This is a genomic window from Arhodomonas aquaeolei DSM 8974, from assembly GCF_000374645.1.
GTDB lineage: Bacteria > Pseudomonadota > Gammaproteobacteria > Nitrococcales > Nitrococcaceae > Arhodomonas > Arhodomonas aquaeolei.
In genome coordinates this window covers 111,669-128,360 of record NZ_KB894807.1, presented here as the reverse complement: position 1 = coordinate 128,360, position 16,692 = coordinate 111,669, and the positions used below count along the sequence as shown (strand labels likewise).

16 protein-coding genes are annotated in these 16,692 nt (G+C 69.4%); 6 read left to right on the top strand and 10 right to left on the bottom strand.

All coding sequences use genetic code 11. The annotated features are described in order from the left end of the window. Window positions 1–16: 16 nt before the first annotated feature. The 7 genes from C516_RS0109955 to paaF all read right to left on the bottom strand — a co-directional run bounded on the left by C516_RS0109955 (window position 17) and on the right by paaF (window position 7,535). Window positions 17–1,234: a multidrug effflux MFS transporter gene (locus tag C516_RS0109955; RefSeq protein WP_018718236.1), complete on the bottom strand. Its 1,218-nt coding sequence runs from the start codon at window positions 1,232–1,234 to the stop codon at window positions 17–19. A 129-nt stretch (window positions 1,235–1,363) separates the two neighbouring features. Next, the gene (gene paaK / locus C516_RS0109950; RefSeq protein WP_018718235.1) at window positions 1,364–2,680 is read right to left on the bottom strand and encodes a phenylacetate--CoA ligase PaaK; all 1,317 of its coding nucleotides are present in this window, start codon (window positions 2,678–2,680) and stop codon (window positions 1,364–1,366) included. Between the two features lie 89 nt (window positions 2,681–2,769). Next, complete coding sequence (gene pcaF / locus C516_RS0109945) at window positions 2,770–3,978, bottom strand: 3-oxoadipyl-CoA thiolase (protein ID WP_018718234.1); 1,209 nt, start codon at window positions 3,976–3,978, stop codon at window positions 2,770–2,772. Further along, the gene (gene paaI / locus C516_RS0109940; protein ID WP_018718233.1) at window positions 3,975–4,442 is read right to left on the bottom strand and encodes a hydroxyphenylacetyl-CoA thioesterase PaaI; all 468 of its coding nucleotides are present in this window, start codon (window positions 4,440–4,442) and stop codon (window positions 3,975–3,977) included. Before paaI ends, pcaF begins: the two co-directional genes overlap by 4 nt. Continuing rightward, window positions 4,435–5,955, bottom strand: a complete 1,521-nt coding sequence (gene paaH / locus C516_RS0109935; protein ID WP_018718232.1) for a 3-hydroxyacyl-CoA dehydrogenase PaaH — start codon at window positions 5,953–5,955, stop codon at window positions 4,435–4,437. The genes paaI and paaH overlap by 8 nt, the downstream gene beginning before the upstream one ends. A gap of 2 nt (window positions 5,956–5,957) precedes the next feature. After that, complete coding sequence (paaG, locus tag C516_RS20515; protein WP_018718231.1) at window positions 5,958–6,749, bottom strand: 2-(1,2-epoxy-1,2-dihydrophenyl)acetyl-CoA isomerase PaaG; 792 nt, start codon at window positions 6,747–6,749, stop codon at window positions 5,958–5,960. Between the two features lie 6 nt (window positions 6,750–6,755). After that, complete coding sequence (gene paaF, locus C516_RS0109925; RefSeq protein ID WP_018718230.1) at window positions 6,756–7,535, bottom strand: 2,3-dehydroadipyl-CoA hydratase PaaF; 780 nt, start codon at window positions 7,533–7,535, stop codon at window positions 6,756–6,758. A 374-nt stretch (window positions 7,536–7,909) separates the two neighbouring features. On the opposite strand from paaF, the gene paaN reads away from it, so the two are divergent. From paaN to azu (C516_RS0109895), 6 genes are all read left to right on the top strand, one after another. Next, the gene (paaN, locus tag C516_RS0109920; protein ID WP_018718229.1) at window positions 7,910–9,577 is read left to right on the top strand and encodes a phenylacetic acid degradation protein PaaN; all 1,668 of its coding nucleotides are present in this window, start codon (window positions 7,910–7,912) and stop codon (window positions 9,575–9,577) included. Window positions 9,578–9,759: 182 nt separating this feature from the next. Next, entirely contained in the window at window positions 9,760–10,368 is a 609-nt protein-coding gene (gene paaY / locus C516_RS0109915; protein ID WP_018718228.1) for a phenylacetic acid degradation protein PaaY, read from the top strand. A gap of 97 nt (window positions 10,369–10,465) precedes the next feature. Beyond that, window positions 10,466–11,245, top strand: a complete 780-nt coding sequence (locus tag C516_RS0109910; protein ID WP_018718227.1) for an enoyl-CoA hydratase — start codon at window positions 10,466–10,468, stop codon at window positions 11,243–11,245. A gap of 138 nt (window positions 11,246–11,383) precedes the next feature. Next, window positions 11,384–12,100, top strand: a complete 717-nt coding sequence (gene bluB, locus C516_RS0109905; protein ID WP_018718226.1) for a 5,6-dimethylbenzimidazole synthase — start codon at window positions 11,384–11,386, stop codon at window positions 12,098–12,100. A 141-nt stretch (window positions 12,101–12,241) separates the two neighbouring features. Beyond that, window positions 12,242–12,694: an azurin gene (gene azu / locus C516_RS0109900; RefSeq protein WP_018718225.1), complete on the top strand. Its 453-nt coding sequence runs from the start codon at window positions 12,242–12,244 to the stop codon at window positions 12,692–12,694. 294 nt (window positions 12,695–12,988) lie between these two features. Next, window positions 12,989–13,441, top strand: a complete 453-nt coding sequence (gene azu, locus C516_RS0109895; protein ID WP_018718224.1) for an azurin — start codon at window positions 12,989–12,991, stop codon at window positions 13,439–13,441. 45 nt (window positions 13,442–13,486) lie between these two features. Here the strand turns inward: azu (C516_RS0109895) and C516_RS0109890 are convergent, their stop codons facing one another. The 3 genes from C516_RS0109890 to putP all read right to left on the bottom strand — a co-directional run bounded on the left by C516_RS0109890 (window position 13,487) and on the right by putP (window position 16,677). Then, entirely contained in the window at window positions 13,487–14,470 is a 984-nt protein-coding gene (locus tag C516_RS0109890; RefSeq protein ID WP_018718223.1) for an SPFH domain-containing protein, read from the bottom strand. A gap of 46 nt (window positions 14,471–14,516) precedes the next feature. Beyond that, window positions 14,517–14,957 (bottom strand): NfeD family protein, encoded by a 441-nt coding sequence (locus C516_RS20510; RefSeq protein ID WP_018718222.1) that lies wholly within the window; start codon window positions 14,955–14,957, stop codon window positions 14,517–14,519. A gap of 247 nt (window positions 14,958–15,204) precedes the next feature. Beyond that, on the bottom strand, window positions 15,205–16,677 hold the full coding sequence (gene putP / locus C516_RS0109880) for a sodium/proline symporter PutP (RefSeq protein WP_018718221.1): 1,473 nt from the start codon (window positions 16,675–16,677) through the stop codon (window positions 15,205–15,207). Window positions 16,678–16,692: the final 15 nt, after the last annotated feature.

Genomic DNA, 16,692 nt, shown 5'->3' with positions numbered 1-16,692 from the left:
ACGCCCGGGACCGCCCCTATGATGGCGTTGCCGTCTCCCGCGCCGGGGCGCGTTCCGCCGGGCGGGCGATGAGCAGGAAGCTTGCCAGCGTCGCCAGCCCCATGGCGGCGATGATGAAGGCCATGGAGTGGGAGGTGCCGTCGTGGAACTGGCCCACGAGCGCACCGGCGCCGGCGGCGATGGCCATCTGTATGAACCCGAGCAGCGCGGAGGCGGAGCCGGCCATCTGCGGGAACGGGCCGATGGCGCCGGCCATGGCCTGGGGCATGACGATGCCCACGCCGGTCATGAACAGCATGTGCGGCACGATCACGGCCGCCACCGTATAGACGCTGGCCGCCGACAGGCCCGCCATGGCCGAGCCCGCGGCGGCGGAGAGCAGGCTGCCGGCGAGCATCAGTCGCTCGATCCCCCAGCGCCGGCTCAGCCGCCCGCCGATGATGCTGCCGCCCATGTAGCCGAGTACCACCAGGGTGAAATACAGCCCGTAGTGCTCCTCCGCCACGCCGAGGAACTCGATCAGCACGAACGACGAGCCGGAGAGGAAGGCGAACAGACCCCCGAAGACGAAGCCCACCGCCAGGGAATAGCCCACGAACACCCGCGAGCGGACGAGGGTGCGGTAGTTGGCGGCGATGACCCCGGGACGGATGGGCTGGCGGTAGGCGGCGGGCAGGGGCTCCGGCAGCGCCAGGGCCACGGTCGCGGTCACGACGGCGGCGTAGACCGCGAGTACCACGAACAGCGAGGGCCAGCCGGCCGCCACGAGCAGGTAGCCGCCGAGCACGGGGGCGGCGGCGGGTGCCAGGGCCATCGCCGTCGCCAGGTGCGAGAGCACCCGGGCCGCCTCGCGGTGACCGTGGATGTCGCGAACCGCCGCGCGCCCGAGCACCGGGCCGACGCACCCGCCGAGGGCCTGGAGGAAGCGCAGGGCGATCATCGTCTCGATGGTCGGGGCCAGCGCGCAGCCGATGGTGGCCAGCACGAACAGCGCCAGCCCCCCGACGATCACCGGTTTGCGGCCGAAACGGTCAGCGAGCGGGCCGTAGATGAGCTGGGACAGGGCGAAGCCGAGCATGTACACGCTCAGCGTGAGCTGGACCTCGTCGCTGCTCGCCTCGAGCGCCCGGCTGATGGCCGGCAGGGCGGGGAGGTAGAGATCCGTGGCGAGCGGGCCGATGGCGACCAGCGCCGCGAGCAGCAGGGTGGTCGTCCTGGACTTGGGTTCCAGCAATGCGTTCCTCCTCCGGCCCGTCGTTGTGACTAACCTTTCAGGACGTATACGCCCTGGAAGGGTAGTATCGCTGCACACAAAACGGCCCGACTGCGTCGGGCCGTTGGCGGGTGGCGAGCGGGGGCGGCGCTACTTGGGCCGCTTGTCGATGACCCGCTTGGCCTTGCCCTGGGAGCGCTCCACCTCGCCGGCGTTCAGCACGCGGACCTCGGTGCTGATGCCGATGTAGGACTTGATGTGATGCTGCAGGTCCTTGGCCAGCGCGACCTTCTCCTCGTCGCCGACCTCGCCGAGATCCTGCCGGGGCTCGACGTAGACAGCCATCTTGTCCAGGTGCCCGTCGCGCCAGACCTCGATCTGGTAGTGCGGCGCCAGCTGCCCCTGGTTGCAGATCCGCTCCTCGATCTGGCTGGGGAAAACATTAACACCGCGAATGATTAGCATATCATCCGAGCGCCCCGTGATGCGGCCCATCCGCCGCATGGTGCGGGCGGTGCCCGGCAGCAGGCGGGTGAGGTCGCGGGTGCGGTAGCGGATGATCGGCAGCGCCTCCTTGGTGAGGCTGGTGAACACCAGCTCGCCTTCCTCGCCGTCGGGCAGCACCTCGCCGGTCTCCGGATCGATGATCTCCGGGTAGAAGAGGTCCTCCCAGATGGTGGGGCCGTCCTTGGTGTCCACGCACTCCTGGGCCACACCCGGACCCATGACCTCGGAGAGGCCGTAGATATCCACCGCGTCGATGTCGAAACGCTCCTCGATCTCTTGGCGCATGGCGTCGGTCCAGGGCTCGGCGCCGAAGATGCCGACACGCAGCGAGGTCTGGCGCGGGTCCATGCCCTGGCGCTCGAACTCGTCGGCGATGTTGAGCATGTAGGAGGGCGTGACCATGATGATCGACGGCTTGAAGTCGGTGATCAGCTGCACCTGCTTCTCGGTCTGCCCGCCGGACATCGGGATCACCGTCGCACCGAGGCGCTCGGCACCGTAGTGCGCGCCCAGCCCGCCGGTGAAAAGGCCGTAGCCGTAGGCCACGTGGACGATGTCGTTGGCACTCCCGCCTGCGGCGCGGATGGAGCGGGCCACGGCGTCCGCCCAGGTGTCGATGTCGTTCTTGGTGTAGCCCACCACGGTGGGACGGCCGGTCGTGCCGCTGGAGGCGTGGATGCGGACCACGTCGCTCATGGGCACGGCGAACATGCCGTAGGGGTAGTTGTCCCGCAGGTCGTTCTTGTAGGTGAAGGGGAATTTCGCGAGGTCGGCGAGGCTGTTGAGCTCATTGGGATGCACCCCGGCCCGGTCGAAGCTCTCGCGGTAGAACGGGACGTTCTTGTAGGCGTGGTTGAGCGACCAGCGCAGGCGCTCGAGCTGGACGTGGCGCAGCTCGTCGAGGGTGCAGGTCTCGACGGGCTCGAGCAGCGTTCGCAGCGGGACGTTGGGGCTCTTCATCTGGGACTCTCCTTCCCCGGGGTAGGGATGCTTGCCGGTATTCTTGGTCGCGTTGCCCGGCCGCCGTTCCCCGGCGGCCGGTGCGGGCCTCAGACCCGCTCAATCACCATGGCGATACCCTGGCCGACGCCGATGCACATGGTGCACAGGGCGTAGCGCCCGCCGCGGCGGTGCAGCTCGTTGACCGCCGCCAGCGCCAGGCGCACGCCGCTCGCGCCGAGCGGATGGCCCAGGGAGATCGCGCCGCCGTTCGGGTTCACATGTCCGGCGTCGTCGGCGACACCGAGCATGCGCAGCACCGCCAGCGACTGGGCGGCGAAGGCCTCGTTGAGCTCGACCACGTCCATATCCTCGATGCCGAGTCCGAGGCGCTCCAGCAGCTTGCGGCTCGCCGGGGCGGGGCCGATGCCCATCACCCTCGGGGCCACGCCGGCGGCGGCCATGCCCAGCACCCGCGCCCGCGGGGTGAGGCCGTGGCGCTTAACCGCCCCCTCGGAGGCCACGATCAGCGCACCGGCGCCGTCGTTGACGCCGGAGGCATTGCCGGCGGTGACGCTGCCGCCCTCGCGTCGGAATGGTGTGGGCAGATTGGCGAGTGCCTCCGCGGTGGTCTCCGGTCGCGGATGCTCGTCGGTGTCCACGACCACCGGGTCGCCCTTGCGCTGGGGGATGGTCACCGGGGTGATCTCCTCGGCGAGCCGTCCCGATTCCATCGCGGCGCGGGTGCGTTGCTGGCTGCGCAGGGCGAACGCGTCCTGGTCATCGCGGGCGACGCCGTAGTCCTCGGCGACGTTCTCCGCGGTCTCCGGCATGGAATGGGTGCCGAACTGCTCGGCCATCAGCCGGTTGACGAAGCGCCAGCCGATGGTGGTGTCGTAGATGTCGGCCTGTCGCGAGAAGGCCTTTTCGGCCTTGCCCATGACGAACGGTGCCCGGGACATGCTCTCCACGCCGCCGGCGAGCATCAGCTCCGTCTCCCCGGCACGCACGGCGCGGGCGGCGGTGCCGACCGCGTCCAGGCTGGAGCCGCACAGGCGGTTCATGGTGGTGCCGGGAACGTTCTCGGGCAGGCCGGCCAGCAGGGCGGCCATGCGCGCGACGTTGCGGTTGTCCTCGCCGGCCTGGTTGGCGCAGCCGAGGATCACGTCCTCCACCGTGCCCCAGTCGACCTTCGGGTTGCGGGCCATCAGCGCCCGCAGGGGCACCGTGGCCAGGTCGTCCGCGCGTACCGCCGCCAGTGCGCCGCCGTAGCGGCCGAAGGGCGTGCGCACGCCGTCGCAGATATACGCTTCACTCATTCCTTCACCTCCAACCCGGGCACGATCCGGCCCCTCGTCTGATACGACTTGCCGCGGAACAGCGCGACTACGCGGCCGTCCTGGTTCTCCACCCGTACGTCATAGACACCCGTGCGCCCGCCCCGGCTGCGCTCCTCGCCGATGGCGGTGAGCCGGTCGCCGCGCGTTGCCGGCGCCAGGTAGTCGATGGACGCGCCCTGGGCTACGGTGACGAGGTTGTTGTAATTGCACGCGAAGGCGAACGCCGAGTCCGCCAGCGTGAAGATGAACCCGCCATGGCAGTTGTCGTGGCCGTTGGCCATGTCGTCGCGCACGGTCATGGACAGGCGGGAGTAGCCGGGGGCAACGGCCTCCAGCGTCATCCCCAGGCCGCGCGAGGCGGTGTCGTCGTCCCACATCGCCCGGGCGCAGCGTTCGGCCATCTCCTGCGCCGAGACGGTCTCGATGGTCGCTTCATCACTCATGGAATCCGGCTCCTGCATAGACCTTTCGCCACAGCAGCGGCGAGACACGGTAGCGATCCAGGCCGTAGACTACCGCGAGGCTGTCCAGTACCTGGCAGACCTCGGGCAGACCGATGGCCTGTGCCCAGGCCAGCGGCCCGCGCGGGTAGTTCACGCCCCCCTGCATGGCAGTGTCGCAGCCCGCGGCGTCGCACACGCCCTGGTTCACCGCGTCCGCGCCCTCGTTGGCGAGCATGCACACGGTGCGCATCACGATGAGCCCCGGCACGTCGTCGATCACCGAGACCTCCCGATCGAGGGCCTGGAACAGTCCCGCGGCGCGTTCGACACCGGCGGCCGGGGTCTGGTCCGCGGCGGCGATCACCGCACGGGCGGCGTTGGCGAAGTCCAGCGCCAGGTCGAAGACCACCAGCTCGTCGAGGTCCTCCTCGAACGCCCGCTCCGTGGCGAGGCGGCCATCGGTGAGGGCGAGGGCGGTGGGGCCGACGTGGAGGTAGCCGTCCTCGCCGTCCCGGCGCTCGACGGCGATGCCCGCCGCCTCGATCGCCTCGACCAGCGGCTCGGCCACACCCAGGTCGCCCTCGACGACCACGCGCTCCGGGCGCGGGGCGGCCGGCGCGGCGGCCGGGGCCGGGTTGTCCGCGCCCTCGCGGTAGTCGTAGAAGCCGCGCCCGGCCTTGCGCCCGAGCAGCCCGCCCTCGACGTACTCGCGCTGCAGCAGCGACGGCAGGAAACGCGGATCCTGGTAGTAGCCGTTGAACACCGAGTTGGTGACCGCGAAGTTCACGTCCTGTCCGATCAGGTCCATGAGCTCGAACGGCCCCATCCGGAAGCCGCCCGAGCCCTTGAGCGCGGCGTCGATGGTGGCGACATCCGCGCCGCCTTCCTCGAGCACCCGCAGCGCCTCGCCGTAGAAGGGCCGCGCGACGCGGTTGACGATGAACCCGGGGGTGGAGCGCGCGTGCACGGGGTGCTTGCCCCAGGCGGCGGCGGTGGCGTGCACCGTCGCCGCCACCGCACGCTCGGTGGCGATGCCGCTGACGACCTCGACGAGCTTGAGGATCGGCGCCGGGTTGAAGAAGTGCATGCCCACCAGGCGCTCGGGGCGCGTCAGCCCGGCGCCGATGGCGGTGACCGAGATCGAGGAGGTGTTGGTGGCGAGGATGACGTCCTCGCCGCAGATGTCCTCGATCTCGCCGAACACCCGCTGCTTGACGTTGATGTCCTCGACGATGGCCTCGATCACCAGGCCCGCCGGCGCGAGCCCGGCAGTGGTATCCACCGGCGTGATCCGCGCGCAGATGGTGTCCACCTGCTCGGCGCTCATCCGCCCGCGCTCGACGAGCCGTTGCATGCCCGAGCGGGTGCGCTCGATGCCCTTCGCGGCGGCGCCCTCGACGGCGTCGAACAGCAGCACGGGGTGGCCGGCGGTGGCGGCCACCTGGGCGATGCCCGCACCCATGGTGCCGGCGCCGATGATGCCGATGGTGGTCTCGGTACTCAGTGCGCTCATGCTCATTTCCCCTGGAACTGCGGGTCGCGCTTGTCCATGAAGGCGGCCACGCCCTCGCGGTAGTCGTCGGTGCGCCCGGCGGCGCGCTGGAGGTCGCGCTCGAGGTCGAGCTGCTGGTCCAGGTCGTTGTGCCAGGAGGCGTTGATCGCGCGCTTGATCAGCGACAGGCCCTTGGTGGGCTGGCCGGCGAGGTGGCGGGCGAGGGCGTCCGCCTCCGCGGCGAGCTGCTCGTCGTCGACCACCCGCCAGATCATGCCCCATGCCTCCGCCTGTTCGGCGGAGAGCTTGTCGCCCAGCATCGCCAGGCCCATGGCGCGGGCGTGGCCCACCAGCCGGGGCAGGTGCCAGGTGCCGCCGGAGTCCGGCAGCAGGCCGATCCGGCAGAACGCCTGGATAAAGCTGGCCGAGCGCGCGGCGAGGACGATGTCGCAGGCGAGCGCGACGTTCGCGCCGGCGCCGGCGGCGACGCCATTGACCGCGCAGATCACCGGCATCTCCAGGGCGCGGAGCTTGCGGATCAGCGGGTTGTAGTTCTTCTCGATGGACTCGCCGAGGTCCGGGGCATCGCCGCGCGGGGCGACGTTGCGGTCGGAGAGGTCCTGGCCGGCGCAGAAGCCGCGACCGTTGCCGGTGATCAGCAGGCAACGCACGTTCTCGTCACGCTCGGCGGACTTGATTGCCGCGCGGACCTCTTCGTGCATCTGTGCATTGAAGCTGTTCAGCGCCTTGGGCCGGTTGAGGGTCAGCGTGGCGACCCCGGCCTCGACGGCGTACTCAATGGTTTCGTAGCTCATGGCGGTCTACCGTCCCTTGAACTCGGGCTTACGCTTTTCCATGAAGGCGCTAAGACCTTCCTGGCGATCTTCGGTGGCGGCGAGGATGGTGAAGGCCTGGCGCTCAAGGCGCAGGCCGGCGCCGAGGCCGGTGTCGAAGGCCTTGAGCAGCACGTCCTTCGCCTGGCGCACCGCCATGGGCGGTTTGGCGGCAATGGTCGCGGCCAGTGCCTGGGCGCGCTCGATGGTGGCCTCACGCGGGGTGAGCTCGGCGACCAGCCCGCTGGTCAGTGCGGTGCGCGCGTCGATCCACTCGCCGGCGAGTACCATCTTCATCGCCAGCGGCTTGCCCACCGCGCGGATCAGGCGCTGGGTGCCGCCGGCGCCGGGGAGGATGCCGAGGTTGATCTCGGGCTGGCCGAACTGGGCGTCGTCGGCGGCTATAATGATGTCCGCGTGCATGGCGAGCTCGCAGCCGCCACCCAGCGCGTAGCCGTTGACCGCCGCGATGATCGGCTTGGGGAATTCGGCAATGCGCTGCCAGTAGCCGGGGCGAGCGTCCTCGACGACGCCCTTGAGGTCCAGAGCGGCAAGCTCGCCGATGTCAGCGCCCGCGGCGAAGACCTTCTCGCCGCCGGTGAGCACCACCGCGCGGAGGGCGTCGTCGCTCGCGGCGGCGTCCAGCGTCTCGGCGATCTCACGGAGAAGGTTGGTGCGCAGGGCGTTGCGCGCCTTGGGTCGGTTCAGGGTGATCTGCAGGACATGATCCGCCGCGTGTTCCACGACGATGTCCTCGAAGTCGGCCATGTCTGCCCCTCCTCCTGCAAACGGGTTGTCGGCGCCGTGGCGGGTCGGAGGAACACGGCCGGGATCGGTTCCGGCCGGCATTCGGTATCGCGTCCCGCGGCCCCATTCCGGGGTGCCTCGCTCCCGCCGGCATCCCCGCCATGAGGCGCCTTGCGGCGGTTTCCGGGCGCCGGTTCAGGTCGCCGAACAATACAGCAACGGTTTAATAGGATACAAGAATTTCATTGACAGAGGTCAAATACGTATCAAAATACGGGCGACCTTAAGGCATCGTCCGCGCCCGTCCCCGCGCCGTAGCCGGCACGCGGCGCCGACGAGAAGTATGGACCAGGCCCGTTGGTGAATCATCGGCGGGCGGCACCCCAGGAGGCGAGATGGCACAGGATTTCTACGCGAAGCACCAGCAGACGCTGGACAAGGCGATCGAGGTCACGCGCACGCGGGAGTTCTGGAGCCCGTACCCGGAGATGCCGAGCGGCAAGATCTACGGCGAGAACGCCGCGTCCGAGGGCGAGGCGGCGTTCAAGGCGCGGCTGAACCGGCCGTTCGAGCTGGAGATGCCGGGGATCGAGGGCGAGATCGGCGAGGAGCACTCCCCCTACGGCTTCGACCTCGGTATCCGCTATCCCCGGGTCGACATTGACACCCTGATCCCCGCCATGCAGTCCTCGCTCAAGGCCTGGCGCGACGCCGGCCCGGAGCAGCGTGCGGGCGTGTGCGCGGAGATCCTGGAGCGTCTGAACCGGCGCAGCTTCGAGATGGGCCACGCGGTGATGCATACCACCGGGCAGGCCTTCATGATGGCCTTCCAGGCCGGCGGCACCCACGCCCAGGACCGCGGTCTGGAGGCGGTGGCGTACGCGCTCGAGGCCCAGACCCGCACTGCCAGCGACGCGCGCTGGGTCAAGCCCCAGGGCAAGCGTGACCCGCTGGAGATGGACAAGCACTTCCGCGTCATCCCGCGCGGGCTCGCGCTGATGATCGGCGTGTCCACATTCCCGACCTGGAACGGTTACCCGGGCCTGTTCGCGAGCCTCGCCACCGGCAACCCGGTGATCGTCAAGCCGCACCCGCACACGGTGCTGCCGCTTGCGATCACCGTTGAGGTCTGCCAGCAGGTGTTGCGCGAGGCGGGCTTCGACCCGTGGATCGTCTCCATGGTGGTGGATACCCGCGAGGCGCCGGTGACCAAGGAGCTGGCGCTGCGCGAGGAGATCGGCGTGATCGACTTCACCGGCAGCTCCGAGTTCGGCGAGTGGCTGGAGCGCAACTGCCACCACGCGCAGGTCTACACCGAGAAGGCCGGCGTGAACTCGATCGTCATCGACTCCACGGACAACCTCAAGGGCATGGTGCAGAACCTCGCGTTCTCGCTGTCGTTGTACTCCGGGCAGATGTGCACCACGCCGCAGGACATCTTTGTGCCGCGGGACGGTATCGAGACCGACCAGGGGCACCTGTCCTTCGACGAGGTGGCTAGCGCCATCGCGGAGGGCGTGCGCAAGTTCCTCTCGGACAACGACCGGGCCACCGCGGTGCTCGGCGCCATCCAGGCACCGGTGACGGCGGACCGCATCGAGGAGTCCACCAGCCTCGGCGAGGTGGTGCTCGCCTCCGAGGCCCGCGAGCACCCCGAGTTCGAGAATGCGCGGGTACGCACGCCGCTGATCCTCAAGGTGGACAGCGCCGACGAGGACACCTACGGCCGCGAGCTCTTCGGGCCGATCGCCATGGTCATCGCGACCGACGGCACCGATGACAGCATCGACCGGGCGCGCCGCCTCGCGAAGTCCAAGGGGGCGATCACCTGGGGCGTGTATGCCAGCGACGAGGTCGTGCTGGAGCGCATGGAGGCGGCGGCGCTGGACGCCGGCGTGTCGCTGTCCGTGAACCTCACCGGCGGTGTCTACGTCAACCAGACCGCGGCCTTCAGCGACTACCACGCCACCGGCGCCAACCCGGCGGCGAATGCCTGCCTGTGCGACAGCGCGTTCGTGGCCAACCGCTTCCGCGTGGTGGAGACGCGGCGGCACGCGGCGTAAGCTAACGTCGCCGCACCGCCCGACCGGGGGCGGGGTGGCTTACCGGTGGCGGCGTTTCGGTGGCCGGGGAGGGGCGCCGACACGCCTGCCGGGAGGCAGTCACGGCGTCTCCGGGACCGGCAGGCCATCCTCCCGCCCCGGCTGATGCGTGCCCCGCGGCGAGTGATCCAGGAGGAGAGCCCATGCCCTGTTACGCCATCGACGGGATCCGCCCCGTCGTCCACCCGGACGCCTACGTCCATCCCTCCGCCGTGCTCATCGGCGACGTCATCGTCGGTCCCGGTGTCTACGTCGGCCCGTGTGCCTCGCTGCGTGGCGACTTCGGCCGCCTGATCCTGGAGGAGGGCAGCAACCTCCAGGACACCTGCGTGATGCACGGCTTCCCCGGTACCGACACCGTCGTCGAGCCGGACGGGCATATCGGCCACGGTGCGGTGCTCCACGGCTGTCGCGTGCGCGAGAACGCCATGGTCGGGATGAACGCCGTGGTCATGGACAACGCCGTGGTGGGCGAGTCCACCATCGTCGCGGCCTCCGCGTTCGTGCGCGCCGACGTGGAGCTGCCGGCGCGCAGCCTGGTCGTCGGGGTCCCCGCCAGGGTCCTGCGTGAGCTCACCGACGACGAGGTCGAGTGGAAGCGCGAGGGCACCCGGACCTACCAGAACCTGACCCTGCGCTCGGCGGGCAGTATGGTGGAGGTCACGCCGCAGGCGGAGATGGAGCCGGACCGTCCGCGCATGGACGTCGGCGACGTCGAGCCGCTGTACCAGCGGCGCCGGCGCGGGTCCTGAACGTCACCGCGGGCACGCCCTCCGGGGCGCCGCCGGCGCAGACCGCGCCCGTACCCCGGATCACCAGAGCCTGAATACAGGAGGCGAAGACAGCCCCATGAGCTACCAGTACATCACCACCGAGACCCGCGGCCGCGTCGGCATCGTCACCCTCGACCGGCCCAAGGCCATGAACGCCCTCTCCGATGCCCTCATGCACGAGGTCGGGCAGGCGCTCGCCGCCTTCGACGCGGACGACGCCATCGGCGCGGTGGTCCTCACCGGCAGCGAGAAGGCCTTCGCCGCCGGCGCGGACATCAAGGACATGGCGAGCTCCGACTTCGTCGACCTCTTCCGCCGGGACTTCCCCGGCACCGACGGCTGGAGTGCGCCGGATCGCTTCCGCAAGCCGCTGATCGCCGCCGTCGCCGGCTATGCACTGGGTGGCGGCTGCGAGCTGGCGATGGCCTGCGACTTCATCATCGCAGCGGACAACGCCCAGTTCGGTCAGCCGGAGATAAAGATCGGCGCGATGCCCGGCGCCGGCGGCACCCAGCGCCTGACCCGCGCCGTGGGCAAGGCCAAGGCCATGGAGATGTGCCTGACCGGCCGCAACATGGACGCCGAGGAGGCCGAGCGCGCCGGCCTGGTGGCCCGCATCGTCCCGGCCGAGCAGCTCCTCGAGGATGCCGTGCGCACCGCGGCGAAGATCGCCGGCCACTCCCTGCCGTCGACCATGCTGGTGAAGGAGTCCGTCAACCAGGCCTTCGAGACCCCGCTTCGCGACGGTCTGCGCCAGGAGCGCCGCCTCTTCCAGGCGACCTTCGCCACGGAGGATCAGAAGGAAGGCATGGCCGCGTTCGTGGAGAAGCGCAAGCCGGACTTCAAGCACCGGTGATCCGGATGCGGCGATCACGGAGACCGGACCCGCGTCGCGTCGGGCCTGGTCTCCGTGGTGCGTCGAGGTAGGTCGCGCCGGCCTTTCGTGCAAGGATGGGTCGCTCATCGCCAGCCGGCGCCGACGACCTGGAGTGACATGACACAGCCGGACAACCGATTCCCCGATACCGACCGCAACGGCCTCTACCGGGCCATTCGCGAGCGCCGGGACGTGCGCTCGCAGTTCCTGCCCGATCCGGTCCCGCCGGAGGTGCTGGCGCGTCTGCTGCAGGCGGCGCACCATGCGCCGTCGGTGGGCTTCATGCAGCCCTGGGACTTCATCGTCATCGAGAGCACGGCGGTACGGCAGGCCGTGCGCGGGATCTTCGAGCGGGAGAACGAGCGGGCTGCCGCGCAGTACGGCGGTGAACGTGCCGGGCTCTACCGCAGCCTCAAGCTCGAGGGCATCCTGGAGAGCCCGCTCAACCTCTGCGTGACCTGCGACCGATCTCGCGGCGGGACCAACGTGCTCGGGCGCAACACGATCCTGGAGACGGATCTGTTCAGCGCCTGCCTGGCCGTGCAGAACCTCTGGCTTGCCGCCAGGGCGGAAGGCATTGGCGTCGGCTGGGTGAGCATCCTTGATCAGGGGGAGCTGGCCGGAACGCTGGGGCTGCCCGAAGCGGTCTATCCGCTGGCCTATCTCTGCGTGGGCTACGTGAGCGAGTTCCTGACCCGGCCGGAGCTGGAGAGCCGCGGCTGGCGCTCGCGGTTGCCGCTGGACGAGCTCGTGCACACCGACGTCTGGGGGCAGCCGCTGCCGGTCGGGCCGCTGGCATCGGCGCTGCGGGACCCCGATCCCTTCGGGGGATAGCCCGTCCGCGTGCCTATCCCGGGGACCGGGTCCGCCGAGACATACGCAGACACGTTTTTGTTAATAAGAATATTTCGCGTTCGCGTTTTAGAGGGTATGGTGGGGCGATCTCTCAGCAACAGCCTTCCAGGAGGTCGACCCATGCACCACCCTCGAGCCCTCTTAGCCCTGATACTGCTGCTGGCGGCGCCGGCGGCCTTCGCGGCGCAGTGCGAGGTCACCGTCGAGGCCAACGACGCCATGCAGTACGACACCGACCGCATCGAGGTCAGTCAGTCCTGCGAGACGTTCACCGTGACCCTCGAGCACGTCGGCCAGTTGCCCCGCGCGGCGATGGGTCACGACTGGGTCCTCAGTACCACGGCGGACAAGCAGGGCGTGGTCAACGACGGCATTGCCGCGGGCATCGACAAGGGTTACGTGAAGCCCGACGACGAGCGGGTCATCGCCGCCACGGACCTCATCGGCGGTGGCGAGCAGACGACGGTGACCTTCGATCCCTCCGAGCTGGAGGAGGGCGGGGATTACAGCTTCTACTGCACCTTCCCCGGCCACGCGTCGGTGATGACCGGCAAGCTCGTGGTCACGGACTGACCCGCTCCCCAGGCCGGCGGCGGTGCCCGGGGCGCGCCGCCGGCGCCCCTCCCGACCCCGGAGGCCCGCCGGGGTGCCGGGTTCCTCCCGGCGATGTCCGCGGGGGCGCCCTTCGCGCGGACCGGTGGCTGTTCGGGTGCCGTGGCCTCGACCACCTGCCCGGGGCCGGGGGCCAGGGCGGACCCGACGTGGCGATTGATATCCATCAATACGTGGAATGGTTCTAAGTTGCAGCATGGGGATCGCCACGGATTCGGCCATTGCCATTCCTCTCTCCCACTTCAGGAGGTTCCCATGCGTTATTCCTGTCTTCTCGTCGCCCTGGTGCTGTTCTCCGCCGCGCCGGCGAGCTTCGCTGCCAACTGCACCGCCACGGTGGAAGCGAACGACGCCATGCAGTTCAGCACCGAGCACATCGAGGTCAGCCAGTCCTGCGAGACGTTCAAGGTCGTGCTCAAGCACGTGGGCGACCTCTCGCTCCAGGCCATGGGCCACGACTGGGTCCTCAGCGAGACCAACGACATGTGGGACGTGGTGAACGCGGGCAATACCGCCGGCGTGGACAACGGCTACGTGAAGCCCGGCGACGAGCGCGTGATCGCCGCGACGGACCTTATCGGCGGTGGCGAGCAGACCTCGACGACCTTCGACCCCTCGAAGCTGGAGAAGGGCGGGGATTACAGCTTCTACTGCACCTTCCCCGGTCATGCCTCGCAGATGAAGGGCGAGCTCGTCGTCGTGGAGTGACGGCGCCGGCGGTGGGGCCGTTGCCGGCCCCGCCCGCCACTGGTGCTAGCGCGAGCCCTCGCCCATGGCGAGGAACGAGCGGGCCGCCTCGGCGTTGCCGCCGAGCTCGCGGAAGCTGCTGAGGGCGCCGAGCAGGGCCGAAGACTCGTAGGGGACGAGCACGCGGTCGCCCTCCTTGGCGATATCCGGGAGCTTCTTGAGGTACTCCAGCCCCAGCAGGTAGCCGATGATGGTGTCCATGCCGGCGGCGTCGCCGGTGGCCTCGGTCAGCCGGGTGATCGCCTTGCTCTCGCCCTCTGCGCGCAGAATGGCCGCCTCCCGGTCGCCCTCGGCGGTGAGCACGGCGGCGCGCTTCTCGCCCTCGGCGCGGGCGATCTCCGCTTCCTTCTGGCCGTTGGCCTCGGTGACCGTGGCGCGGCGCTTGCGCTCGGCGGCCATCTGGAGTCGCATCGCCTCCTCGACCTCCGTGGGCATCGCGATATCCTGGATCTCCACGCGGTTGACCTTCACGCCCCACTTGTCGCCGACCTCGTCCATGGTGGTCTGCAGCGCGTTGTTAACCTCGTCCCGGCTCTCGAAGAGCTTGTCCAGCTCCATCTTGCCGATCTCCGAGCGCAGGGACGTCTTGGCGAGCACCTCCACCGCCTGGATGAAGTTCTCCACCTCGTAGACGGCCATCTTCGGGTCCAGGATCTGGAAGTACAGTGCGCCGTTGACGGTGACGGTCACGTTGTCCCGGGTGACCACGTTCTGGCCGGGAAAATCCAGCACCGTCTCGCGGCGGTCGATGCGTGTGACCCGCTCGACGAAGGCGGTCATCTCCCCGCCTTTCTCGCGATAGCGGCGCACGGTGATCGCCCGCGGGCGGTCGATGAAGGGGATGACCCAGTTGATACCCGGAGTCAGCGTCTTGCTGTAGGAACCCAGCCGTTCCATCACCACGGCCTCGCTCTGCTGAACGAGCATGATGCCCTTGATGATGACGGCGATGGCGACGGCGGCCAGGATGCCCGCGATGGTCAGGCCCATGGTTGTGAGTCTCCTCGTCTCTGCGGGGGGCGGTGTGGCGTCGGCGTCAGTCCGCCGGCGCCACGATGGCGGTGATGCCCTCGATGCGCAGCACGCGGACACGGCTGTCCGCCGGTGGGATGCTGCCGTCCTCGAAGCGCACGGGCAGGGCGTCATGACGCAGGTGGATCACCGCGCGGCCGTTTCGGACGATCACGGTGCAGATCCGGCCGGCCTCGCCGCCTTCGCCGGCGACGGCGTACCGGACACGCTCGCGCCGGCGGCGGACGCGCCGGATGACCAGCGGCGTTAGCGCCATGTCGACCACCGCGGCGGTAATAATCTGGACGGTCAGGGAAAAGCCGGTGAATCCGGCGACCAGGCCCCCGACCGCGAGGCCGGCAGCCAGCGCCAGGAAGAACAGCTCACCGCCGGCGAGGAGCTCGAGCAGCAGGGCGGCGAGGGCGGCGATCAGCCACAGGTGCCAGGCGGCGAACTCGAGGCCCATGAAATCTCCCTGTCGTGAGCGTGGGTCTGGCCTGGTTGCATCGTTTGGCCCCGTGCCGGCAGTGGCCTCCGCAGGGACATGGCCGGGGCGGCCCGGGTCCGCACAGCATAGCGGGAAGCCGTTCGTATGCATACCAGGGTCGGGAGGGGGCGCAGCGGTCGGTGGATGCCCGCCCGGTGCCCGTCGGTAGGGGGTGAACGGCAGATGGGGGTGCCCCCATCCGCCGTTCACCGCATGGCGGTGCGGGTCAGCCCTGCCACTCGGCTGCGGCCTTGTCGAAGGTCTCGGTCATGTGACCGGTGGGCTGGCCGAGGAGGCTCGCGACTACGATGGCCACCGCGCAGAGCACGAAGCCCGGCAGGATCTCGTACATCTCGAAGATGCCGCCGGAGAGCTGTTTCCAGACCACCACGGTCACGGCACCCACAATGATGCCCGCCAGGGCGCCGTTGCGCGTCATCCGCCGCCAGAACAGCGAGCCGATGATCACCGGGCCGAAGGCCGCGCCGAAGCCGCCCCAGGCGTAGGAGACGAGCCCCAGCACCTTGCTGTCCGGGTTGCCGGCGATGATCAGAGCGATCAGCGCGATGCCCGCCACCGCGAGGCGTCCCACCCAGACGAGCTCGTTCTGCGTGGCGTTGGGCCGGACGAACGGCTTGTAGATGTCCTCCGCGAGGGCGCTGGAGGAGACCAGCAGCTGGGAGTCGATGGTGGACATCACCGCCGCGAGGATGGCGGCGAGCAGAACGCCGGCGATCCACGGGTTGGCGAGCGTGGTGGAGAGCAGGATGAACACCTTCTCACTGTCCTGGAGCGGGTTGTCGGCGAAATAGGCGTAGCCCACGTAGCCCGTGAAGATGGCGCCGAACAGTCCGAGCACCATCCAGGCGATGCCGATCAGCCGCGCGGTGGGCACGTCGTGATGGCTGCGGATCGCCATGAACCGCACGATGATGTGCGGCTGGCCGAAGTAGCCGAGCCCCCAGGCCATGAGCGAGACGATGCTGAACAGGGTCATGCCGCTGAGGGCGTCATTGTAGCTGGGGTCCATGCTGCCGACCTGGGAGACGGTGGCACCCCAGCCGCCCATCGCCTGGATGCCGACCAGGGGCACGATGACCAGGGCCAGGAACATCAGGATGCCCTGGATGAAGTCGGTCCACGAGACGGCCAGGAAACCCCCGAGGAAGGTGTAGGAGATGATCACCAGGCCGCCGATCCACAGCGAAGCGGTGTAGGACAGCCCGAAGCTCGCCTCGAACAGCTTCGCCCCGGCCACCAGCCCGGAGGAGGTGTAGAAGGCGAAGAACAGCAGGATGACCGCCGCCGAGATCACCCGCAGGATCTTGCTGGTGTCGTCGAAGCGCCGCTCCAGGTAGTCGGGCACGGTGATGGCGTCGTCCGCGACCTCCGTATAGACGCGCAGCCGCCGGGCAACGAACTGCCAGTTCAGGTAGGCGCCGATGGTCAGGCCGATGGCGATCCAGATCTGGTTCATGCCCGAGGCGTACATCGCACCGGGCAGGCCGAGCAGCAGCCAGCCGCTCATGTCCGAGGCGCCGGCGGACAGGGCCGCCACGCCGGCGTTGAGGCTGCGTCCGCCGAGGACGTAGTCGGACATGTTGCTGGTCAGGCGGTAGGCGGCGATGCCGATGGCCATCATCGCCACCAGGTAGACCACGAACGTGGTCACCGTCGGGAGATTCATCGTGACTTCCATCGCCTCGCCTCCTCT

Excerpts from the sequence above, each read along its gene's own strand:
- paaK (WP_018718235.1), bottom strand. The coding sequence starts at position 2,680 with ATGAAGAGCCCCAACGTCCCGCTGCGAACGCTGCTCGAGCCCGTCGAG.
- pcaF (WP_018718234.1), bottom strand. The coding sequence starts at position 3,978 with ATGAGTGAAGCGTATATCTGCGACGGCGTGCGCACGCCCTTCGGCCGC.
- paaI (WP_018718233.1), bottom strand. The coding sequence starts at position 4,442 with ATGAGTGATGAAGCGACCATCGAGACCGTCTCGGCGCAGGAGATGGCC.
- paaH (WP_018718232.1), bottom strand. The coding sequence starts at position 5,955 with ATGAGCGCACTGAGTACCGAGACCACCATCGGCATCATCGGCGCCGGC.
- paaG (WP_018718231.1), bottom strand. The coding sequence starts at position 6,749 with ATGAGCTACGAAACCATTGAGTACGCCGTCGAGGCCGGGGTCGCCACG.
- paaF (WP_018718230.1), bottom strand. The coding sequence starts at position 7,535 with ATGGCCGACTTCGAGGACATCGTCGTGGAACACGCGGCGGATCATGTC.
- paaN (WP_018718229.1), top strand. The coding sequence starts at position 7,910 with ATGGCACAGGATTTCTACGCGAAGCACCAGCAGACGCTGGACAAGGCG.
- paaY (WP_018718228.1), top strand. The coding sequence starts at position 9,760 with ATGCCCTGTTACGCCATCGACGGGATCCGCCCCGTCGTCCACCCGGAC.
- C516_RS0109910 (WP_018718227.1), top strand. The coding sequence starts at position 10,466 with ATGAGCTACCAGTACATCACCACCGAGACCCGCGGCCGCGTCGGCATC.
- bluB (WP_018718226.1), top strand. The coding sequence starts at position 11,384 with ATGACACAGCCGGACAACCGATTCCCCGATACCGACCGCAACGGCCTC.
- azu (WP_018718225.1), top strand. The coding sequence starts at position 12,242 with ATGCACCACCCTCGAGCCCTCTTAGCCCTGATACTGCTGCTGGCGGCG.
- azu (WP_018718224.1), top strand. The coding sequence starts at position 12,989 with ATGCGTTATTCCTGTCTTCTCGTCGCCCTGGTGCTGTTCTCCGCCGCG.
- C516_RS0109890 (WP_018718223.1), bottom strand. The coding sequence starts at position 14,470 with ATGGGCCTGACCATCGCGGGCATCCTGGCCGCCGTCGCCATCGCCGTC.
- C516_RS20510 (WP_018718222.1), bottom strand. The coding sequence starts at position 14,957 with ATGGGCCTCGAGTTCGCCGCCTGGCACCTGTGGCTGATCGCCGCCCTC.
- putP (WP_018718221.1), bottom strand. The coding sequence starts at position 16,677 with ATGGAAGTCACGATGAATCTCCCGACGGTGACCACGTTCGTGGTCTAC.